At 72.4% G+C, this 17,810-nt stretch carries 17 protein-coding genes; 5 read left to right on the top strand and 12 right to left on the bottom strand.

Annotation, left to right across the window (positions count from 1 at the left end; translation table 11 throughout):
* Positions 1-23: 23 nt before the first annotated feature.
* Together BLW76_RS50420 and BLW76_RS12240 are read right to left on the bottom strand one after the other, a co-directional pair.
* A complete protein-coding gene (locus BLW76_RS50420) occupies positions 24-2,732 on the bottom strand; it encodes a caspase, EACC1-associated type (RefSeq protein WP_279627680.1) in 2,709 nt (902 codons plus the stop codon).
* 54 nt (positions 2,733-2,786) lie between these two features.
* Positions 2,787-3,920 (bottom strand): erythromycin esterase family protein, encoded by a 1,134-nt coding sequence (locus BLW76_RS12240; protein ID WP_091306377.1) that lies wholly within the window; start codon positions 3,918-3,920, stop codon positions 2,787-2,789.
* Between the two features lie 31 nt (positions 3,921-3,951).
* On the opposite strand from BLW76_RS12240, the gene BLW76_RS12235 reads away from it, so the two are divergent.
* Complete coding sequence (locus BLW76_RS12235) at positions 3,952-4,566, top strand: TetR/AcrR family transcriptional regulator (RefSeq protein WP_091306376.1); 615 nt, start codon at positions 3,952-3,954, stop codon at positions 4,564-4,566.
* On the opposite strand, the gene BLW76_RS12230 is transcribed toward BLW76_RS12235, so the two are convergent.
* The 3 genes from BLW76_RS12230 to BLW76_RS12220 are packed head-to-tail and all read right to left on the bottom strand — an operon-like array spanning position 4,547 to position 8,740.
* Positions 4,547-4,957 (bottom strand): GNAT family N-acetyltransferase, encoded by a 411-nt coding sequence (locus BLW76_RS12230; RefSeq protein WP_244170141.1) that lies wholly within the window; start codon positions 4,955-4,957, stop codon positions 4,547-4,549. The two genes, BLW76_RS12235 and BLW76_RS12230, sit on opposite strands and share 20 nt — an antisense overlap.
* A 47-nt stretch (positions 4,958-5,004) precedes the next feature.
* Positions 5,005-7,158 carry an ATP-dependent DNA helicase RecG gene (gene recG, locus BLW76_RS12225; protein WP_091306374.1) on the bottom strand — a complete coding sequence of 718 codons (2,154 nt, stop codon included), beginning with the start codon at positions 7,156-7,158 and terminating at the stop codon, positions 5,005-5,007.
* A 4-nt stretch (positions 7,159-7,162) separates the two neighbouring features.
* Positions 7,163-8,740 (bottom strand): DAK2 domain-containing protein, encoded by a 1,578-nt coding sequence (locus BLW76_RS12220; RefSeq protein ID WP_091306373.1) that lies wholly within the window; start codon positions 8,738-8,740, stop codon positions 7,163-7,165.
* Positions 8,741-8,873: 133 nt separating this feature from the next.
* On the opposite strand from BLW76_RS12220, the gene rpmB reads away from it, so the two are divergent.
* Positions 8,874-9,065 (top strand): 50S ribosomal protein L28, encoded by a 192-nt coding sequence (gene rpmB, locus BLW76_RS12215; protein ID WP_003091970.1) that lies wholly within the window; start codon positions 8,874-8,876, stop codon positions 9,063-9,065.
* Positions 9,066-9,120: 55 nt separating this feature from the next.
* Here rpmB and BLW76_RS12210 read toward each other — a convergent pair whose 3' ends face one another.
* From BLW76_RS12210 to BLW76_RS12200, 3 genes are all read right to left on the bottom strand, one after another.
* A complete protein-coding gene (locus BLW76_RS12210; protein ID WP_091306371.1) occupies positions 9,121-9,888 on the bottom strand; it encodes an alpha/beta fold hydrolase in 768 nt (255 codons plus the stop codon).
* Between the two features lie 63 nt (positions 9,889-9,951).
* On the bottom strand, positions 9,952-10,629 hold the full coding sequence (locus BLW76_RS12205) for a uracil-DNA glycosylase (protein WP_091306370.1): 678 nt from the start codon (positions 10,627-10,629) through the stop codon (positions 9,952-9,954).
* 30 nt (positions 10,630-10,659) lie between these two features.
* The gene (locus tag BLW76_RS12200; RefSeq protein WP_091306368.1) at positions 10,660-11,190 is read right to left on the bottom strand and encodes a gamma carbonic anhydrase family protein; all 531 of its coding nucleotides are present in this window, start codon (positions 11,188-11,190) and stop codon (positions 10,660-10,662) included.
* 32 nt (positions 11,191-11,222) lie between these two features.
* Here BLW76_RS12200 and BLW76_RS12195 point away from each other — a divergent pair, with 32 nt between their 5' ends.
* Positions 11,223-12,434, top strand: a complete 1,212-nt coding sequence (locus BLW76_RS12195) for a glycoside hydrolase family 27 protein (protein ID WP_091306367.1) — start codon at positions 11,223-11,225, stop codon at positions 12,432-12,434.
* Here the strand turns inward: BLW76_RS12195 and BLW76_RS12190 are convergent.
* Both BLW76_RS12190 and BLW76_RS12185 read right to left on the bottom strand, forming a co-directional pair.
* Entirely contained in the window at positions 12,421-12,900 is a 480-nt protein-coding gene (locus BLW76_RS12190) for a GNAT family N-acetyltransferase (RefSeq protein ID WP_091306365.1), read from the bottom strand. The genes BLW76_RS12195 and BLW76_RS12190 overlap by 14 nt on opposite strands.
* A 16-nt stretch (positions 12,901-12,916) precedes the next feature.
* Positions 12,917-13,873 (bottom strand): thiamine-phosphate kinase, encoded by a 957-nt coding sequence (locus BLW76_RS12185; protein WP_091306364.1) that lies wholly within the window; start codon positions 13,871-13,873, stop codon positions 12,917-12,919.
* A gap of 137 nt (positions 13,874-14,010) precedes the next feature.
* On the opposite strand from BLW76_RS12185, the gene BLW76_RS12180 reads away from it, so the two are divergent.
* Positions 14,011-14,244 (top strand): Lrp/AsnC family transcriptional regulator, encoded by a 234-nt coding sequence (locus BLW76_RS12180; protein ID WP_003091994.1) that lies wholly within the window; start codon positions 14,011-14,013, stop codon positions 14,242-14,244.
* Positions 14,245-14,263: 19 nt separating this feature from the next.
* A complete protein-coding gene (locus BLW76_RS12175; protein ID WP_208613274.1) occupies positions 14,264-14,800 on the top strand; it encodes a DUF3515 domain-containing protein in 537 nt (178 codons plus the stop codon).
* Positions 14,801-14,802: 2 nt separating this feature from the next.
* Here the strand turns inward: BLW76_RS12175 and BLW76_RS12170 are convergent, their stop codons facing one another.
* Positions 14,803-15,897 carry a D-alanine--D-alanine ligase family protein gene (locus BLW76_RS12170; protein ID WP_091306360.1) on the bottom strand — a complete coding sequence of 365 codons (1,095 nt, stop codon included), beginning with the start codon at positions 15,895-15,897 and terminating at the stop codon, positions 14,803-14,805.
* Positions 15,898-16,430: 533 nt separating this feature from the next.
* Positions 16,431-17,795: a MocR-like pyridoxine biosynthesis transcription factor PdxR gene (gene pdxR / locus BLW76_RS12165; RefSeq protein ID WP_091319316.1), complete on the bottom strand. Its 1,365-nt coding sequence runs from the start codon at positions 17,793-17,795 to the stop codon at positions 16,431-16,433.
* Positions 17,796-17,810: the final 15 nt, after the last annotated feature.

Raw genomic sequence — 17,810 nt, 5'->3', positions numbered from 1 at the left:
CCCGGTGGTGATCGGGTGACAACTCAGGACTGTCGCCCGATCGGCTGATTCCGGACGCCGAGGACGACGGTGTCGATCGCCAGCAGCACGAGCGCCGACACGGCGATCACCTGCCCGGCGTAGGTCAGGGACGAGTAGTCCACGAGCACGGCGAAGGTCGGCCCCAGCACTCCGGCCAGGCCGGCGACGCCCGTGGCCAGCACCGCCCAGCCGACCGGACGCGGGTTCAGCACCACGGCGACGACGGGAACGAGGACGGCCAGCAGCGCACCCAGGACGTAGTAGGCGGCGTTGCGACCGGCGTTGGCGGCGTCGTAGGTGGCCAGCTCCGCGAGCTGGGCGATCCACCCGGCGCCGGCCAGCACGCCCAGCACGATCGCCAGCCAGGCCGCCCATCCGCGCACCGGCCCGGCACGCAGCGCGACGGCGGAGTCCCGGCGCAGGGCCACCAGCGCACAGGCCCCGGCGAGCGCCCACGCGATGTGCGCGAGGAGGAGGAAGGTGAAGCCGGCGTTCAGCCCGGTGCCCGAGGAGGATTCGGAGGCCGTGGCGAACGCGGCGAGCGTGATCCCGCCGGCCGGTCCGTCGGCCGAAGCGGTGGACAGGGTGATGCTCTCGCCGACGAACCGTGCCAGCCCGAACAGCGCGGCCAGCCCCACGCCGGCCAGCAGGGCGGGGCCGGTTCGCGTGCGTGTTCGCGGCGCGAGGGTCAGCAGCCCGGCGAGCAGCGCACACGCGGCGACGAGCCCGACGTAGTACTCCATGCCGGGGTGGTATTCGGCGAGGGTGTAGCTGTCCCAGCGGTATTTGAGCGACAGCCCGACCACGGCGAACACCGAGCCGGCGATCGCGGCCACCCCGGCGAACCCGCCGACGGGATCCACGGCGCCGGGCTGGGTGGTTCGCGCCGCGGACACCGACTGCGCTCCAGCGAGTTCCGGCTCACGCTCCCGCTCCGCGGCGGGCACCGGCTCGGCCACCCCGGCCGGCTTCGCTCCGGCCCCTCCAATTGGCCGCGCCCCGGCAGCCGGCTCCGGCTCGGGCCGCCGCACCCCCGGCTCGGGCCCTGAGCCTGGCTCACGTTCCCGCCCCGCGGCAGGCACCGGCTCGGCCGCCCCGGCAGGCTCCGCCCTGGCCGCACCAACCGGCCCCGCCTCAGCCGCAGACTCCGGCTCGGGCGGGTGCACCTCCGGCTCGCGCGCCGAGCCCGGCTCACGCGCCCGCTCCGCAGCAGGCTCCGGCCCGGCCACCCCGGCCGGCTCCGCCTCGGCCGCACCAACCGGCCCCGCCCCCGCGGCAGGCTCCGGCCCGGCCACCCCGGCTGGCCCCACCCCCACAGCAAGCTCCGGCCCAGCCACCCCGGCCAGCTCCGCCTCGGCCCCACCAACCCGCCCCACCCCCACAGCAAGCTCCGGCCCGGCCACCCCGGCCGGCTCCGCCCCGGCCGCACCAACCGGCCCCGCAGCCGGCTCCGGTTCAGCCACCTCCGGCTCGACAACCGGCTCCGGCAGCGCCTCGATCTCCACCGCCACCACGGCGTCCCCGGTCGGCCCGCTCACCACGACGTTCCCGCGCCGCATCCCCGGCTCGCCCGCCGTCACCGAAAGGGAAGCTCCTCCCGCAACCTCCGTCACCGTGATCCACGGGTGCGAAGCCTCGAACCGCACCTCCCGCGCCACCGGCGGCCCCAGAACCCGCAGGGACGCCGATGTCGATTCCCCGGCCGGAGCCGACAGGCGCACCGATGACACGTCCACCCGCACCACCGCGAACGCCAGCGCGTCCGATGCCGCCGCGGCCACGTGCTCGATGTCCGTCGATGCCATGGCTCGCAGGGCCTCGAACGCGCCCACCGCCACCGGGAGGTTCGCGCTCGACAGCCGACGCCTCAACTCCGCCACCGCGCCGAGCCTGGTGAACGGGTTCTCCGCCCCGATCGCCGCCGCCAGGTCCGGTGGGGTCGGGGATGGCTTGATGCGGCGCCTTCGGCTCTTTGCCAGGTACAGCTCGCCCTGCATCTCGATGTCGCGGCTCGGTGTCTGCTTCGGGTTGCGCTCGCGGACGCGGTCGAACAAGTACTCGTACAGCTCGCCCAGCGCGATCCAGCCGTCCTCGTCGCGGTCCGCTTCGCCCGTGCGCAGGCCCTCCACCAGCGCCGACGTGAACACCGATGGGCGGGCCGGCTCGTCCGAGGCCAGTGTCGCCCCCTCGAACGCGTACTCGATCGAGTTCGACGCCGTGATGACCGCGCGGCCGCGGCCGCCGCGGAAGCTGTCGAGGACGTTCGCCTCGCCCGAGGCGCGGACCGCCACCCCTCGGCCGAACGCTCCTCCGTAACAGCAGTCCAGCAGCAGCACGATGCTGCGGGACCGGCTCTGCCGGAGGCACTGCTGCACGAACTCCGCGGACACGGCCGTCGACCGCAGGCGGTCCGGGCGCGTGTTGCGGGCGGCGAAGTACAGCCCGCCCGCGTCGTCCTTCAGGCCGTGGCACGAAAAGTGCAGCAGGAGGACGTCCTCGGGTCTGCCCTCGAGGCAGAGGTCCTCGATCTCCGCCTGGACGACGTGGGCGGTCTCGTTCCGCACCACGCACACCTCGAAGTCGCTGATCGCCCGGTCGCCGAGCACCGCGGCCAGGGCGTCGGCGTCCGCCGCGGGGGAGCCCAGCCGCTGCAGCCCCGCGTTGTCGTACTCGCCGTTGGCGACGATTAGCGCCCGCCTCCGCCCGGCCATACCGGTAGGAAACGCCCACCTCGGGCACTGCGGCAATCAGCCGAACGGGCACACCTATTCGGCGCGGCCCCCGAAAATCGTTTCCTGCTTTTCCAGGCACACCACCGCGTCGAACGCCGAAGCGACGTCGACCGACACCGTCATGTGCGCGTGCCGGATGCCCGACGCCGCCGGTTTCGCGACCACGCACGGCGCCCGCGAAGCCAGCACCGCTTCGACACTCCCGGAAACCGGTTCTTCGAGGGCCTGCTCGAACATCCGGAACCCCAGCGGGAAATCCGGGTCGGGCGCCAGCCCGGTCGTCGTCCCGGAGACGGCGGTCAACGCGAGCGCGAAATAGCGCTCCCCCAGCTCCGCGGCCAGGTGCGTGCCCGCCGACGGCGCCGTCATGCCCGGCATCGGCGAGAACGGGACGCGCTGCAGGTGTCCGTTGTGGATCATCAGCACGATCTTCTCGCCGGGGAACTGCCGCCGCAGCAGCCGCACGGTGGCCGCCATGTACGTGTCCCGCGACGAACTCTGCGGCTCGGGCGCCCGGCCCGCCATCAGCGCCGCCAGTTCTCGCAGGTACAGGTCGACGCGCAGGGCGCCCTCGGCGTGGTGCGCAGCCACCGCGCCGTAACCGAGGGACTCCACGTGTCCCTTGAGGACGGTCAACGCCGCCGTCGCGGCATCCCGCGCTTCCGGGGTCATCTCCCCGTACCGGCCGGGCGCCACCGCGCTGCTCACCGAGGCATACGGCTCGCACGCCGCCAGCGCCTTGTCCACAAGGGACACATTGGCCGGGTCCACACGCAGCACCTCCGCCCGCAACGCCTGCAGCGCCGGCACCGGCGAGCCCGCCGAGCTCGGCACGTCGAGCCCGGAGAACCGGACGCCCCGGCCGCGCAGCCACGTCAGCATCTCGTGCACCTCGGCCGAGTCGCCGAGGCCGAAGGTGAAGCCGTCGCGGGCGATGTCGGCGACCTCGCCCGGCCCGCCCTGCAGCCACGCGTCGACCAGGTGCCCCTCCGGAAAGCCGCCTTCGAACCCGAGCACCGTGAAGCCGCGCTCGGTGACGAGGTGACGCAGGAGGCGGTCGCGCAACGCGCCGAACTCGCGGATGTGATGGTTGTTCTCGCCGATGGCGACCACTTCGGCGTCGCCGATCAGGTCGGCGAGGGCAGCGACGGTGACGGGTTCTGGCATACTGAGCACACTAACGCAACAGGAGTAGCAGTTGGCAACCGAGATTTCCGGGACGAAGCGCCCGGGCGGCCGCACCGAGCGGACCCGCCTCGCCGCGCTGAACGCCACGCTGGAGCTGCTCGGCGAACGCGGGTACGCGGAGCTGACCGTCGAGGCGGTCGCCGAGCGCTCCGGCGTGCACAAGACGACGCTGTACCGCCGCTGGGAGTCCGCCGAAGGCCTGGTCGCGGCGGCCCTGCTGATGGGCACCGAGCAGGAGTGGACGGCGCCGGACACCGGTTCGCTCGAAGGCGACCTGCGCGGGATCAACCTCGAGCTGGTGCGCTACTTCACCACGCCGGGCGAGCGGGAGCTCCCCACGGCGTCGATCTCGGCCGCGTTCCTCTCCGCGCGCGCCGCCGACGCCCTGCAGGAGTTCTACGTCGACCGCCACGCCCGCTCGGCCGCCGCCGTGCACCGGGCGATCGAGCGCGGCGAGGTCTCGCCCGGCACGGACGCCGTCGAGGTGGTCCGGGTGGCCTGCGGGCCGATCTTCTACCGGCTGTTCGTCTCCCGGGAAGGCGTCACACCACACGACGCCGACATGGCCGCGAAAGCCGCCGCGGCCGCCGCGAAAGCCGGCGTGTTCACCGCAGCCGACGGCTGAACCGCACCACATCGAGGGTGACGCCGTCGATCGTCTCGGTCGTGGCCTCGCCGTCGTCCACCCAGCCCTGCCGCAGGTAGAACGCCTTCGCGCGGTCGTTCGTCGCGAGCACCCACAGGATCGCGCGGTCGCCGGGCAGCTCTTCGACGACCCGGTCGTGCAGCTCCCGGCCGAGGCCGCGGCCCCAGTGCTCCGGCAGCAGATAGAGCGCGTAGAGCTGCCCGGGCCCGTACGAGGCGAACCCGACGACGGCACCGTCGGCCTCCGTGACCAGCACCGGTACGCCGTCGCCGATGCGCCGCGCCCAGGACGCCGCACGCGACTCCGCCGAGAGCCCGGCCAGGAAGTCCGCCGAGATGAGCCCGGCGTACGTCGCCTGCCAGGACCGCACGTGGACCTCGCCGATCGCCGGGGCATCGGCGACCGTGGCTGAGCGGATCAGCTCTTCTCCAGGTATTCCGCGCGGTCGACGTCGACGACGTCGGCGACCATCTGGGCCAGGCCGCGGTACTTCTTCAGCTCCGGGTCCTGCGTGACGAGCTCCTGCGCCAGGGCCCGGGACGCGGCGATGACGTCCTCGTCGCGCAGCAGCGACAGCAGCTTGAGCGTGGACCGCTTCCCCGACTGCGCCGCGCCGAGGATGTCGCCTTCGCGGCGCAGCTCGAGGTCGAGGCGCGACAGCTCGAAGCCGTCCGTCGTGGACTCGACCGCCGCCAGCCGTTCGCGGGTCGCCGTGCCGTCGAGGGTCTCGGTGACCAGCAGGCACAGCCCCGGCACGCTGCCCCGGCCGACACGCCCGCGCAGCTGGTGCAGCTGGCTGACGCCGAACCGGTCGGCGTCCATGATCACCATCGCGGTGGCGTTCGGCACGTTCACGCCGACCTCGATCACCGTCGTGGCCACGAGGACGTCCAGTTGGGCCGCCGAGAACGCGCGCATCACGGCGTCCTTGTCATCAGGGGGCATCCGGCCGTGCAGGACACCGATCTTCAGGCCCTGCAGCGGGCCGTGCTCCAGCTCGGGGGCGACTTCGAGGACCGCGAGCGGCGGCCGCTTGTCGCTCTTGTCCGACGGCGGCTCGTCGCCGATCCGCGGGCAGACGACGTACGCCTGGTGCCCCTTGCCGACCTCTTCGCGCACCCGCTGCCAGATCCGCTCGAACCAGGCCGGCTTCTCGGCGACCGGCACGACCGTGGTGGCGATCGGCGACCGCCCGACCGGCATCTCGCGCAGCGCCGACACCTCCAGGTCGCCGTACACGGTCATCGCGACCGTGCGCGGGATCGGCGTCGCGGTCATGACGAGCACGTGCGGGCTGGTGTCGCCGGACCCGCGGGTGCGCAGCGCGTCCCGCTGCTCGACGCCGAAGCGGTGCTGCTCGTCGACGACGGCGAGGCCGAGGTCGGCGAACTCGACGTGGTCCTGGATCAGCGCGTGCGTGCCGACGACGATGCCCGCCTCGCCGCTGACGATCTCCAGCAGCGACTTCTTGCGTTCCTTCGCGCCCATCGACCCGGTGAGCAGCGTGACCTTCGTCGCGTTCTCCGCCGCGCCCAGCTCGCCCGCCTGGCCGAGGTCGCCGAGCATCTCCCGCAGCGACCGCGCGTGCTGCGCCGCCAGTACCTCGGTCGGGGCCAGCATCGCGGCCTGCCGCCGGTTGTCGACGACCTGCAGCATCGCCCGCAGCGCGACGACCGTCTTGCCCGAGCCGACCTCGCCCTGGAGCAGCCGGTTCATCGGGTGCTCGGACGCGAGGTCCGCGGCGATCTCGTCGCCGATCCCGCGCTGGCCCGCGGTGAGGTCGAACGGCAGCCGCTTGTCGAAGGCCTCCAGAAGGCCGCCGCTGACGTGCGGGTTGGCCTGCGCCGGCCGCGAGATGGCCGAGTGCCGCCGCTGCGCGAAGATCAGCTGGACGGCCATGGCCTCGTCCCACTTGAGCCGCTTCTTCGACGCCTCCAGGTGCGCCCAGTTCTCCGGGCGGTGGATGCCGCGCAGGGCGTTGTCGAGGTCGGCCAGCTTGTGCAGCCGACGCAGTTCGGCGGGCATCGGGTCCTCGTCGACCTCGAGGACGTCGAGGACCTGCCGCACGCACTTGGCGATCGACCAGGTCGGCATGCCCTGCGCCGCCGGGTAGACCGGGATGATCGCGGCGAGGAAGTTGTCCATCGCCTCGGCTTCGTTCTCGGCGTCGAACAGCTCGTACTCGGGGTTGGTCAGCTGCAGGGTGTCACGAAACGCCGACACCTTGCCGGCGAAGAGGCCGGTCTTGCCGGGGACGAGGTCCTTCTCCCGCCAGGCCTGGTTGAAGAACGCGCAGGTCAGCCGGCGTTTCCCGTCGGTGATGACCATGTCGAGGATGGTCCCGTTGCGTGCCTTCATCCGCCGCTTGCTCACCTTTTCGATGCGGGCCAGCACGGTGGCGTGCTCGCCCAGCTCGAGGCCGTGGATGTCGGTGAGCTCGCCACGCTCGGCGTAGCGGCGCGGGTAGTGGCGCAGCAGGTCGCTGACCGTCTCGATGTCCAACGACGTGGCGAGCGCCTTCGCCGTCTTGGCGCCCAGCAGCAGCGGCAGCTTGTCGCGCAGTCCGGCCATCTCGCTATTCGACTCCCATCAGCAGAACGGCGCCGGTCTGGCCGCTGGCGTAGCCGGCCAGTTCCACCTCCGGGTGCTCCACCCGCAGCTGCTCGGCGAGCTCCTCGGCGACCCCCGGCGGAGCCGCCGCCCCGCTCAGCACCGTCACCAGCTCGCCGCCGAGCGCCAGCATCCGGTTCAGCACCTTCATCGCGGCCGCGACCAGGTTCGTCTCGGACGCGGGCGCGGGCTCGATCAGCACCACCTCGTCGTCGACCAGGCCGACCACGTCACCGGACTGGGCCCGGCCCACCCAGGTTAGCGACTCCTCCTGGGCGATCCGCAGTTCGCCACGCCTGGTGGCGGCGGCCGCTTCGGCCATCGCGACGACGTCGTCGTTGGTGCGGCGCCCGGCGTCGTGCACGGCGAGGGCGGCCAGCACCTGCACCGGCGAGGCGCACGGGATGACCACGACGTCCCGGTCGGCGGCCATCGCGTGCCCGGCGGCGGTGTCGGCCGCGGCGGTGAGCGCGACGCTGCCCGGCAGCACGGTCACCTGCTGCCCGGCGGCCTCGTTGAGCAGGCCGATCATGTCCTCGACGCTCGGCGTCGCGCCCTCGGGCACGGCGAGCACCGGGATGCTTTCGGCACGCAGCAGCTCGGCCAGCGCGCCGCCGTGGACGACGGCGACGACCGTGCGGTCGATCCCGCCGCCCGGCTCGATCGGCGTCGGCGTGAGCAGCGGTTCGACCCGGATCCTGCGCGGGCGGCCGAGGGCGAGCCCGGCCTCGATGGCGGCGCCGATGTCGGCGCAGTGGACGTGCACGGCGTGGCTGCCCGAACCGTCGCCGGCCACCGTGACGCTGTCGCCGAGGCCGCTCAGCTCCTTGCGCAGGGTCGGCAGGCTCGCCTCGTCGACGCCGTCCAGGAGGTACATGACCTCCCAGGCGTAGACCTCGTCGTGGGCGTGCGCGTGCACTTCGAGGGGGTGTTCCTGCTCGACCGGCGCACCGGTGAGCACCCCGACCAGCGCGTCGAGCACGGCGACCAGGCCGCGTGCCCCGGCGTCGACGACCCCGGCCCTGGCCAGCGCGGGCAGCTGCTCGGGCGTCTTTTCGAGGGCGTGCGCGGCCTCTTTCGCGGCTGCTTCGGCCACTTCGTCGAGCGTTCGGGTGTCGCCGCGCACGGCGAGGGCGACGGCGTGCAGGACGGTGAGGATCGTCCCGGCGACCGGGCGGCTGACGGCACCGGTGGCGACCTCGTCGGCGTGCCCCAGGGCGTCCGCGAGCCAGGGACCGTCCAGGTCGCCTTCGGCGCGGTCGGCCAGCCCGCGCACTACCTGGGAAAGGATCACGCCGGAGTTGCCCTTGGCCGAGGCGACCGCGCCGCGCGCGAGGATCTTCAGCGCCTCGTCCGCGGTTTCCGGGGTGGCTTCGGAGAGTTCCCGGGCCGCGCCGGTCATCGTGAAGAGCATGTTGGAGCCGGTGTCGGAATCGGCGACGGGGTAGACGTTGATCTCGTCGATGGCCGGCCGCAGGCTCGCGAGACTGCGCACGCAACCCGCAGCCCAGGCGGACACCGCCGCCGCGTCCAGCACCCGCACCCCGTAACCTCCTGACCGGTCCGAGGCAGCGTATCGACCCGGTGCCGGGGCCCTCGAACGCAGTAGTTACTATGGTCGAGTTGCCCAGTGCATCTGGGCTCATTTCTATGACCCAGATCCAAAGGAGTTCGACGTGGCTGCCGTGTGCGACGTCTGTGGCAAGGGACCCGGCTTCGGCAAGTCGGTCTCGCACTCCCACCGCCGTACCAACCGCCGGTGGAACCCGAACATCCAGACCGTCCACGCCAAGGTGGGTGTGTCCCAGCGCAAGCGCCTGAACGTGTGCACCTCGTGCATCAAGGCGGGCAAGGTCGTTCGCGGCTGACGCCGAGGAGTTTGGGATGGCGGGTGCTCCTCGGAGCACCCGCCATTTTCATGTCCTACTTCAGGAAATCGGTCAGCAACGACTTCAGCGTCTCCGGGAACTGGAGCACGCCGTGGTCCTGGCCTTCGAGCGTTTCGTGACGCGCTCCCGGCACCGCCTCGGCCGCCGCGCGGGCGCCTGACCGCAGTGCCTCGTCGCTCGCGCCGCCGCCGATCACCAGGGCCGGGACCGCGATGCGGGCCAGCGAGTCGCGCGGGCGGGCGTCGCGGCCGCAGATCGTCAGGTCGTACGGCAGCGTGTGCGCCAGCGCCGTGAACCAGCCCCAGACCGGCGCGGTCTTCATCCCCTCGATCATCTCCGCCGGCGTGCCCGCGACCTGCAGGAACGTCGCCACCGCGCCGTCGCGGTCCCCCGCCGCCAGCTGCGCCCGCACCTCGTCGACGACGTCGGCCCGCGGGTGCTCGCCGGTCGCGTACGGCGGCTCGTACGCCACCACGCGTTCGATCCCGATGCCCGTCGCAGCGGCTTCCAGGGCCAGGATCGCGCCCGACGAGTGGCCGAACACCGACGCCGTCCCGCCCACGTGGGCGATCAGCGCCGCGAGGTCCTCGATCTCGCGCTCGACGGCGTACTCCGGAGCGTCGCCGCTGTCCCCGCGGCCTCGGCGGTCGTAGGTGACCGCCGTGAAGTCGCCGGCCAGGACTTCGGCCAAGCCCACCGTGGTCGTGCGGTCGTTGAACGCGCCGCCGATCAGGATCACCGGCGGCCCGTCGCCGCGCTGCTCGAAGAAGATCGACGTGCCGTCGGCCGAAGTGACGTTCATGGGGTCCTCCAAGGTCTGTTTACCCCCTGGTCGGAGCCGTCACGCCGATCCGGACACGCGGACCTAGGGAAGCTTCCAGTCGACCGGCGCCGCACCCTGCTGCTCCAGCAGCTGGTTGGCCCGGCTGAACGGCCGCGAGCCGAAGAAGCCGTTGTGCGCCGACAGCGGGCTCGGGTGCGCCGACTCGATGCACGGGACCTCGCCCAGCATCGGCCGCAGGTTGCGGGCGTTGCGGCCCCAGAGGATCGCCACCATCGGCTCGGACCGGGCCGCGAGGGCCTTGATCGCCTGCTCGGTGACCGCTTCCCAGCCCTTGCCCTGGTGCGAGTTCGACTTCCCGGGCTGCACGGTCAGCGACCGGTTGAGCAGCAGCACGCCCTGCTCGGCCCACGGCGTCAGGTCGCCGTTGGAGGGCAGCGGGTGGCCGAGGTCGTCGACGTACTCCTTGTAGATGTTGACCAGGCTCTTCGGGATCGGCCGGACGTCCGGCGCCACCGAAAAGCTCAGGCCCACCGCGTGGCCCGGCGTCGGGTACGGGTCCTGGCCGACGATCAGCACGCGGACGTCGTGGAACGGCTGCTTGAACGCCCGCAGCACGTGCTCGCCCGCCGGCAGGTAGGTGCGGCCCGCGGCGATCTCCGCGCGGAGGAACTCCCCCATCGCGGCGACCTGCGGCGCCACCGGTTCGAGGGCTTGCGCCCAGCCTGCCTCGACGATGTCCTGCAGCGGTCGTGCGGTCACGGCGCGCAAGCCTACCGGGCGTGGCCGGCGTCACCCGAGCGGGTCGAGCCGCCTCAGTTCCGCCTTGAACCGCTGCGCCCGCTGGACGTAGGACTCGACCACCATCGCGATGTTCTCGGGACCGAACGACTTGTTCTCCCGCGTCTTCCCCGGCACACCCAACGCGATCTCGCCGGTCTTCACGTGCGAACCGTAGGAGAGCACCGCGCCCGCGCCGACCATGCCGCCGTCCTCGATCACCGAACCGTTCAGCACCACCGAGCCCGAGGCGATCAGGCAGCCGGTGCCGATCGTCGCGCCCTCGACGTGCACCGCGTGCCCGATCGCCGACGACGGCCCGAGGATCGTCGGGTGCCGCTCGGTGCAGTGCAGGACGCAGCCGTCCTGGACGTTCGACCGCTCGCCGATCTCGATGTAGCCGTGGTCGCCGCGCAGGACCGTCTGCGGCCAGACGGACGCGAAAGCGCCGATCCGGACGTCGCCGATGACCGTCGCGTCCGGGTGGACGTAGGCGTCGGGGTGGATCGTCGGCTCGAGCGAACCGAGTGCGTAGATCGGCATGCCGCCTCCGGGTGACTGCGGTTTCACGTGCCGTGCGATTGGATCACGCCATCGCCCCGACACCGAAAACCAGCCTGCTCGTGCTCCTCCTCGTCGTGCTGACGTGGCTGCTCAGCCTGCCCACGGCGTCCCCGGCACTGGCGAACGGCCTGGCCGCGACGCCGCCGATGGGCTGGAACAGCTGGAACCAGGTCCGCTGCTACGACCTGACCGAGGACGTCGTGAAGCACGCGGCCGACGCGCTCGCCGACACCGGCCTGCGTGACGCGGGATACCAGTACGTCGTCGTCGACGACTGCTGGCAGGCGCCCACCCGGGCCGCCGACGGCTCGTTGCAGGCGGACCCGAAGCGGTTCCCGCACGGGATCGCCGACCTCGCCGACTACGTCCACTCGCGCGGCCTGCTGTTCGGCATCTACGCCGTGCCCGGCAGCCGGACCTGCGCCATGGCCAACGACGCCTACCCCGCGTCGGGCATCGGCTCGCTCGGCCACGAACGCCAGGACGCCGAGACGTTCGACCGCTGGGGCGTCGACTACCTCAAGTACGACTGGTGCTACGCCGACACCGTCGACGGCCTCGACCGGAAAGCGGCGTTCGAGAAGATGCGCGACGAGCTGGCCGCGCTGCCCCGCCCGATCGTCTACGCGATCTCCGAGTACGGCGTCTCCAGCCCGTGGACCTGGGCGCGGCCGGTGGCGAACCTGTGGCGCACCACGAACGACCTGGTCCCGACCTGGGACTCCGTGCTGGCGACGATCGACCAGCAAGCCGCCGTCGCCGTCCACACTGGCTCCCCCGGCGGCTGGAACGACCCCGACATGCTGCAGGTCGGCAACGGCACGCTGACCGCCGACGAGTCGCGCGCGCACTTCAGCGTCTGGGCCGTGTTGAACGCGCCGCTGTTCGCCGGCACCGACCCGGCGAAGCTGAGCGACGCCGACCTCGCGACGCTGGGCAACGCCGAGGTGATCGCCGTCGACCAGGACTTCGCGGGCAGCCAGGGGCGGCAGCTGGCCACCGGCCCCGGCTACCAGGTGTGGGGAAAACCCTTGAGCGACGGCGGTTTCGCGGTGGTGCTGCTCAACACCGGCAGCACCACCGCGACCGTCTCGGCTTCGATCCCCGGCTCCTGGCACGTGCGGGACCTGTGGGCCCGCCGAGAGACGGGCACTGCCGTCGGCTCCGTTTTCGCCTCCCTGCGGCCCCATGCGGCGGCCCTGCTGAAGCTCACACCGAGGTGAGGTCCTTGCCGAAGCAGCGGCTGTCCGGCTCGTCCTTGTAGACGCCGAACTTGGGGATCTCGACGTAGCCCGACGACGTGTAGAGCGCGATCGCCTCCGGCTGCTTGGTCCCGGTCTCCAGGACCGCGCGCTTGCGGCCGCACAGCGCCGCCGTGCGTTCCAGCTCGGACAGGATCATCCGCGCGAAGCCGCGGCCGCGGGCGGAATCCGCGACGTACATGCGCTTGAACTCGGCGTCGCCGTCCTGGAAGTCGGGCGCGGGGCCGTCGTGGGCGCGCCACGCCCCGCAGGCGACCGCTTCGTCGCCCTGGTAGCCGACCAGGAACAGGCCCTCCGGCGGGTCGAAGTCCGCGGGGCTCATCGGGGTGGCGTCCTCGCTGCCGTAGCGCTCGACGTACACCTGCTGCACCGCGGCCATGAGCTTGGCCGCGTCGGGGTGGTCGTAGGGGACCGGAACGATTCTCACGCTTCCGCAGCCTAGATCAGCGCCAGTGCGTCCATCCGGCTTCTCGCGAAAACGGTTTCCCGTCGACGGTGATCCCGGACTCGGGCATGGTGACGACGCCGATCACGCGCCAGCCGTCGGGCAGCTCGGTGAAGGGCGGGAACGTGGCCGCCAGCGCGTGGTCCTCGCCGCCGGTGAGGACCCAGTCCAGGGGGTCCGCGCCGAGGGCGGCGCCGACCTCGGTGAGCCGGGCGGGGATGTCGAGGTCGCCGGTGCGGACGTCGATGCCGACGCTGGAGGCCTCGCCGATGTGGCCGAGGTCGGCGAGCAGGCCGTCGGAGACGTCGATCATGGCCGTGGCCCCGGCGAGCGCGGCGCGCGGCCCGGCTTCGTAGGGCGGTTCCGGACAGCGCTGGGCGTTGACGACGCCGACCGGGGACCGGAAGCCGCGGCCGAGCACGGCCAGGCCGGCCGCGGCCCAGCCGAGCCGCCCGTTGACGGCGACGACGTCACCCGGCCGGGCGCCCGAGCGCGTCACCGGCTCGCGGTCACCGAGGTCGCCGAGCGCCGTGACGCTGATCACGAGCTGGTCGGCGCGGACCATGTCGCCGCCGGAGACGCCGACACCGGCGCGCTCGGCCTCGGCCCACATGCCGTCGGCCAGCCCGATGACGACTTCGCGCGGGGTGTCGGGCGGGCAGGCGAGCCCGACCAGGACGGTGGTCGGCGTGGCGCCCATGGCCGCGATGTCGGCGAGGTTGACCGCGACGGCCTTGCGCCCGACGTGCTCGGGCGTGGACCAGTCCAGGCGGAAGTGGACACCCTGGACGAGGACGTCGGTGCCGGCGACCACGCGGCCGTCCGGGGCCGCGACGACGGCGGCGTCGTCGCCCGGGCCGAGCAGCGTGCCCGGCGGCTGGCGCCGTCCTTCGGTGACGGCTCGGATGAGCGCGAACTCGCCGGTCTCGGCGACCGTTCCGTCGTTCGGTGACACCGGTCACCTCTGCTTTCTCTACCGGGACAAAGATCGATCACCGATAGTCGGATGCCCTATGTTTTTCGATGAGCTGGCGATACGTTGCTGATGACGTTCCTACCTTGAGCCGATCGATCCCGACGAAAGGGCGCGCCGTGGTCCACGCATACATCCTCATCCAGACCGAGGTCGGCAAGGCGGCCGCGGTGGCTGCCGAGATCTCCAGCATCCCGGGTGTGACCAGCTCGGAGGATGTCACCGGACCGTACGACGTCATCGTCCGCGCGGCCGCCGACAACGTCGACCAGCTGGGCCAGCTCGTCGTGGCGAAGGTGCAGAACGTGGAGGGCATCACGCGGACGCTGACCTGCCCGGTGGTCCACCTCTGACCAGTGGTGTAGTGGTCGGGTGCCTGATTCCGACACTGGTGCACCGCCGCGAGTGGTGCTCGTCACGGCGGCCGCGCTCGCCGTGGCCCTGGCGGTCGCCGTCGCCGTCTTCGCGCTGACGCGGCCCTCCCCGGACTCCTTGGCCGGCCCGTTGCCGCTCGTCGCCGTGCCGGCGCCTGCCGCGGGGGCGCCGGCGTGCACGACGCTGCTGGGCGCCGTGCCCACCGAGCTGACCTCGAACGGGACGGCGCTGAAGGTGCGCACCCTGGCGTCCCCGGCCCCGCCGGCGACGGTGGCCTGGGGTGCGGAGGATCCCGTGGTGCTGCGCTGCGGCCTCGACCGGCCGCCGGAGCTGACGCCGACGGCGCAGCTGCGGCTGGTGAACAAGGTGCAGTGGCTGCAGGTGCCGGGCGAGGGCACGTCGACGTGGTACGTGGTGGACCGCGAGGTCTACGCGGCGCTGACGGTGCCGGACAGCGCCGGGACCGGGCCACTGCAGGCCGTCTCGGACGCGGTGGCCGCGAAGCTGGCTCCGCAGCCGCTGCGGTTCTCCTAGCTTTAGCGGAGGCCGGTTCCGCGGGCGATCGCCGTCTCGACGAGGGTGGTCAGCAGCGTCGCGTAGTCCATGCCGGTGACCTCCCACATCTTCGGGTAGGCGGACTTCGTCGTGAAGCCCGGCATGGTGTTGACCTCGTTGATGATCAGCTCGTGGTCTTCGGTGACGAAGAAGTCGACGCGGGCCAGGCCCTGGCAGTCCAGCGCCCGGAAGGCTTCGACGGCCATCGCGCGGAGCTTCTCGGTGAGGGCGTCGTCGAGCTTGGCCGGGATGTCGAGTTCGGCGTCGTCGCCGAGGTACTTGGTTTCGAAGTCGTACCAGGCGTTTTCGTCTTCGGAGAGGACACGGATCTCGGCAGGCAGCGAGGCTTCGACGCGGCCGTCCGGGAATTCGAGGACACCGCACTCGACTTCCCGCCCGACGACGGCGGCCTCGACGAGCACCTTGGGATCGGTGGCCCGGGCGAGTTCGACGGCGGCGTCCAGCTCGGCCCAGTCGGCGACGCGCGAGATCCCGACGGAGCTGCCGGCCCGCGAGGGCTTGACGAAGACGGGGAGGCCGAGGGCTTCCTTCTCCTGGTCGTCCAAAGTGGACTGGTTTCGCCGGAGAGCCCGGTAGGTGCCGACCGGAAGCCCTTCGGCGGCAAGGAGTTTCTTGGCGGTTTCCTTGTCCATGGCGGCGGCGCTGGCGAGCACCCCGGGCCCGACGTACGGGATGCCGGCGAGTTCGAGCAGCCCCTGGATGGTGCCGTCTTCGCCGAAGGCGCCGTGCAGGACGGGGAAGACGACGTCGACCTGCGACAGCATTTCGCTTTCCCGCCCGGGTTCCACGGCGACGAGGCCCTGGCTGGAGGGATCGCCGGCGAGGACGAGCCCCTTGCCGTCGTCGACGGACGGCAGTTCGCGGCCGCGGATGGCGAGCTGAGCGGAGTCACCGGTGCCGAGCACCCACCGGCCCGCGCGGGTGATCCCGACGGGGACGGCCTCGAACCGTTCGGGGTCGAGGTGGCCGAGGACGCTCCCGGCGGACAGGCACGAGATGGTGTGCTCGCTGCTGCGCCCACCGAACACGACGGCCACCCGGATCTTCTCGCTCATGGTGAGCCACCGTACCCGGTGACCTCAGCGAACAGCCGAGCCCGGTGCGGTGAACGCAACCGGTGACGGGGTTGGTACGTCTTGTGTGTCGAGGGGTTGGTGGGTTTCGGAGTTGGCGGCTTTCGGCTCAGTTCCGGCGAAATTGTCGTTGGTCCACCACCCCGAAGCTCGATTGTCACTACGGACGGTGGTACCGCGTCAAGGCGGGAAAGCGTGCCTTGACCCGGCACCACCGTCCGCGTGCCGGCTTCGGATCGGGGTGGCGGGGGAGGTCTGGGTGGGTGCCGGTCATGCCGCCGGCCCCCGGCCGCACCCGCCCTCCCAGCGAACCGCCGGCGCCGGGCCGCACCCGCCCTCCCAAGGAACCGCCGGACCCCCGGCCGCACCCGCCCTCCCAGGGGGAACCGCCCACCGAATTGAGCGTATCGGCAGCGACCGACGCCGAGGCCGCGGAATGCGCCGACCGGGCCACCTTGTCCACAGCCCCACCAAACTGTGGACAACGCCTCACCCGCAGCAAAGCCACCAAAGCCTCACCGCAGCAAAGCCACCAGTGTCGGCAACGCCGCCACCAAAGCCTCCCGCGAACACCCCGCGTACCCGATCGCCACCCCGTGCGCCGACGGCGTCCCGGCGAAGTGCCGCGCCAGCCCGTCCAACCGGATCCCGCGCCGCTCGGCCGCCGCGATCACCGAAGCCTCCACCGAAGCCGACGAAAACGGCACCACCAGGTGCGCCCCCGCGTCGTCACCCCGCACCGGCACCTCCGCCGCCGACAAGGCCCCCGCCAGCAGGGTCCGCCTCTCCGCCATCTCGCGGCGCAGCTTTCGCAGGTGACGTCCCAGGTCGCCGTTTCGCGCGAACTCGTACAGCACCCGCTGTCCCGCCGGTGACGGCCGTGTCCCCGTCAGGTCGCGGTACGCCAGCACCGCCGACGTGATCGCCTCCGGGGCCACCATCCAGCCCGCACCCAAAGTGGGCGTCAAGATCTTCGACGTCGTCCCCAGGTGCACCACCACGTCCGGTGCCAGCGCCGCCAGCATCGGCAGCGGTGCCACGTCGAACCGCAGCTCGCCGTCGTAGTCGTCCTCGATGACCAGCATCCCGTCAGCACGCGCGCGCTCCACCAGCGACACCCGCCGGGCCGCGCTCAGCCTGCTGCCCATTGGGTACTGGTGGGCCGGCGAGCAGTAGACCGCCCTGGCGTCCGGAGGAATCGCCGAAGGACGCAGCCCCTCAAGATCCACCGGCACGCCCACCACCCGCATCCCGGCCCGCCGGAACGCCTGCACCGCCCGCTGGTACCCCGGTTCCTCGACCGCGACGACGTCCCCGCGCTCCAGCACCGCCGCCGCCAGCTCGACCACCGCCGCCGTCGTGCCGCCCGTCGCCAGGACCGAGCCCGCCGCCAAGCCTCGGTGCCGCAGGAGGTGCTCCGACACCGCCGCGCGGTACTCCGGCAGCCCGGCGCGGTGGGCGCGGACCAGGGGCTCCGGGTCCGCCGCCGCCCGCCAGGCCCGGCGCCAGGCCGCGCGGTCCAGCCCGGCCGCCCACGGCGTCCCCGGGCCGAGGTCCAGCAGCACCGGCGAAACCGCCTCGACCGCCGGGACAGCGGGCGCCGGCACCGAGGAGGCCGACGAAGACGGCGGCGTCGTCACGTACGTGCCGGAGCCGTGGCGCCCCGCGATCCAGCCCTCGGCGTGCAGCTGTTCGTACGCCGCCGAGGTCACCGTGCGGCTGACGCCGAGCCGTCCCGCCAAGGCCCGCGTCGAAGGCAGCCGGTCGCCGCCGCGCAGGTGGCCGCTTGCCGCCGCTTCGCGCAGCGCGTCCGCCAGCTGCACCGCCAGCGGCGTCACCGCCGACCGGTCGAGGCTCACCGGGAGCGCGGTGTCGGACACGAGGACCTCCCCGAA

Origin of the sequence: Amycolatopsis tolypomycina, assembly GCF_900105945.1 — a bacterium.
Taxonomy (GTDB): domain Bacteria; phylum Actinomycetota; class Actinomycetes; order Mycobacteriales; family Pseudonocardiaceae; genus Amycolatopsis; species Amycolatopsis tolypomycina.
The sequence above is the reverse complement of the archived record's forward strand: the minus strand, read 5'-3'. Positions and strand labels throughout refer to the sequence as shown.

Bases quoted from the DNA above. Each gene is read 5' to 3' on its own strand.
- BLW76_RS50420 (WP_279627680.1), bottom strand. From the start codon at position 2,732: ATGGCCGGGCGGAGGCGGGCGCTAATCGTCGCCAACGGCGAGTACGAC.
- BLW76_RS12240 (WP_091306377.1), bottom strand. From the start codon at position 3,920: ATGCCAGAACCCGTCACCGTCGCTGCCCTCGCCGACCTGATCGGCGAC.
- recG (WP_091306374.1), bottom strand. From the start codon at position 7,158: ATGGCCGGACTGCGCGACAAGCTGCCGCTGCTGCTGGGCGCCAAGACG.
- BLW76_RS12210 (WP_091306371.1), bottom strand. From the start codon at position 9,888: ATGAACGTCACTTCGGCCGACGGCACGTCGATCTTCTTCGAGCAGCGC.
- BLW76_RS12200 (WP_091306368.1), bottom strand. From the start codon at position 11,190: ATGCCGATCTACGCACTCGGTTCGCTCGAGCCGACGATCCACCCCGAC.
- BLW76_RS12170 (WP_091306360.1), bottom strand. From the start codon at position 15,897: ATGAGCGAGAAGATCCGGGTGGCCGTCGTGTTCGGTGGGCGCAGCAGC.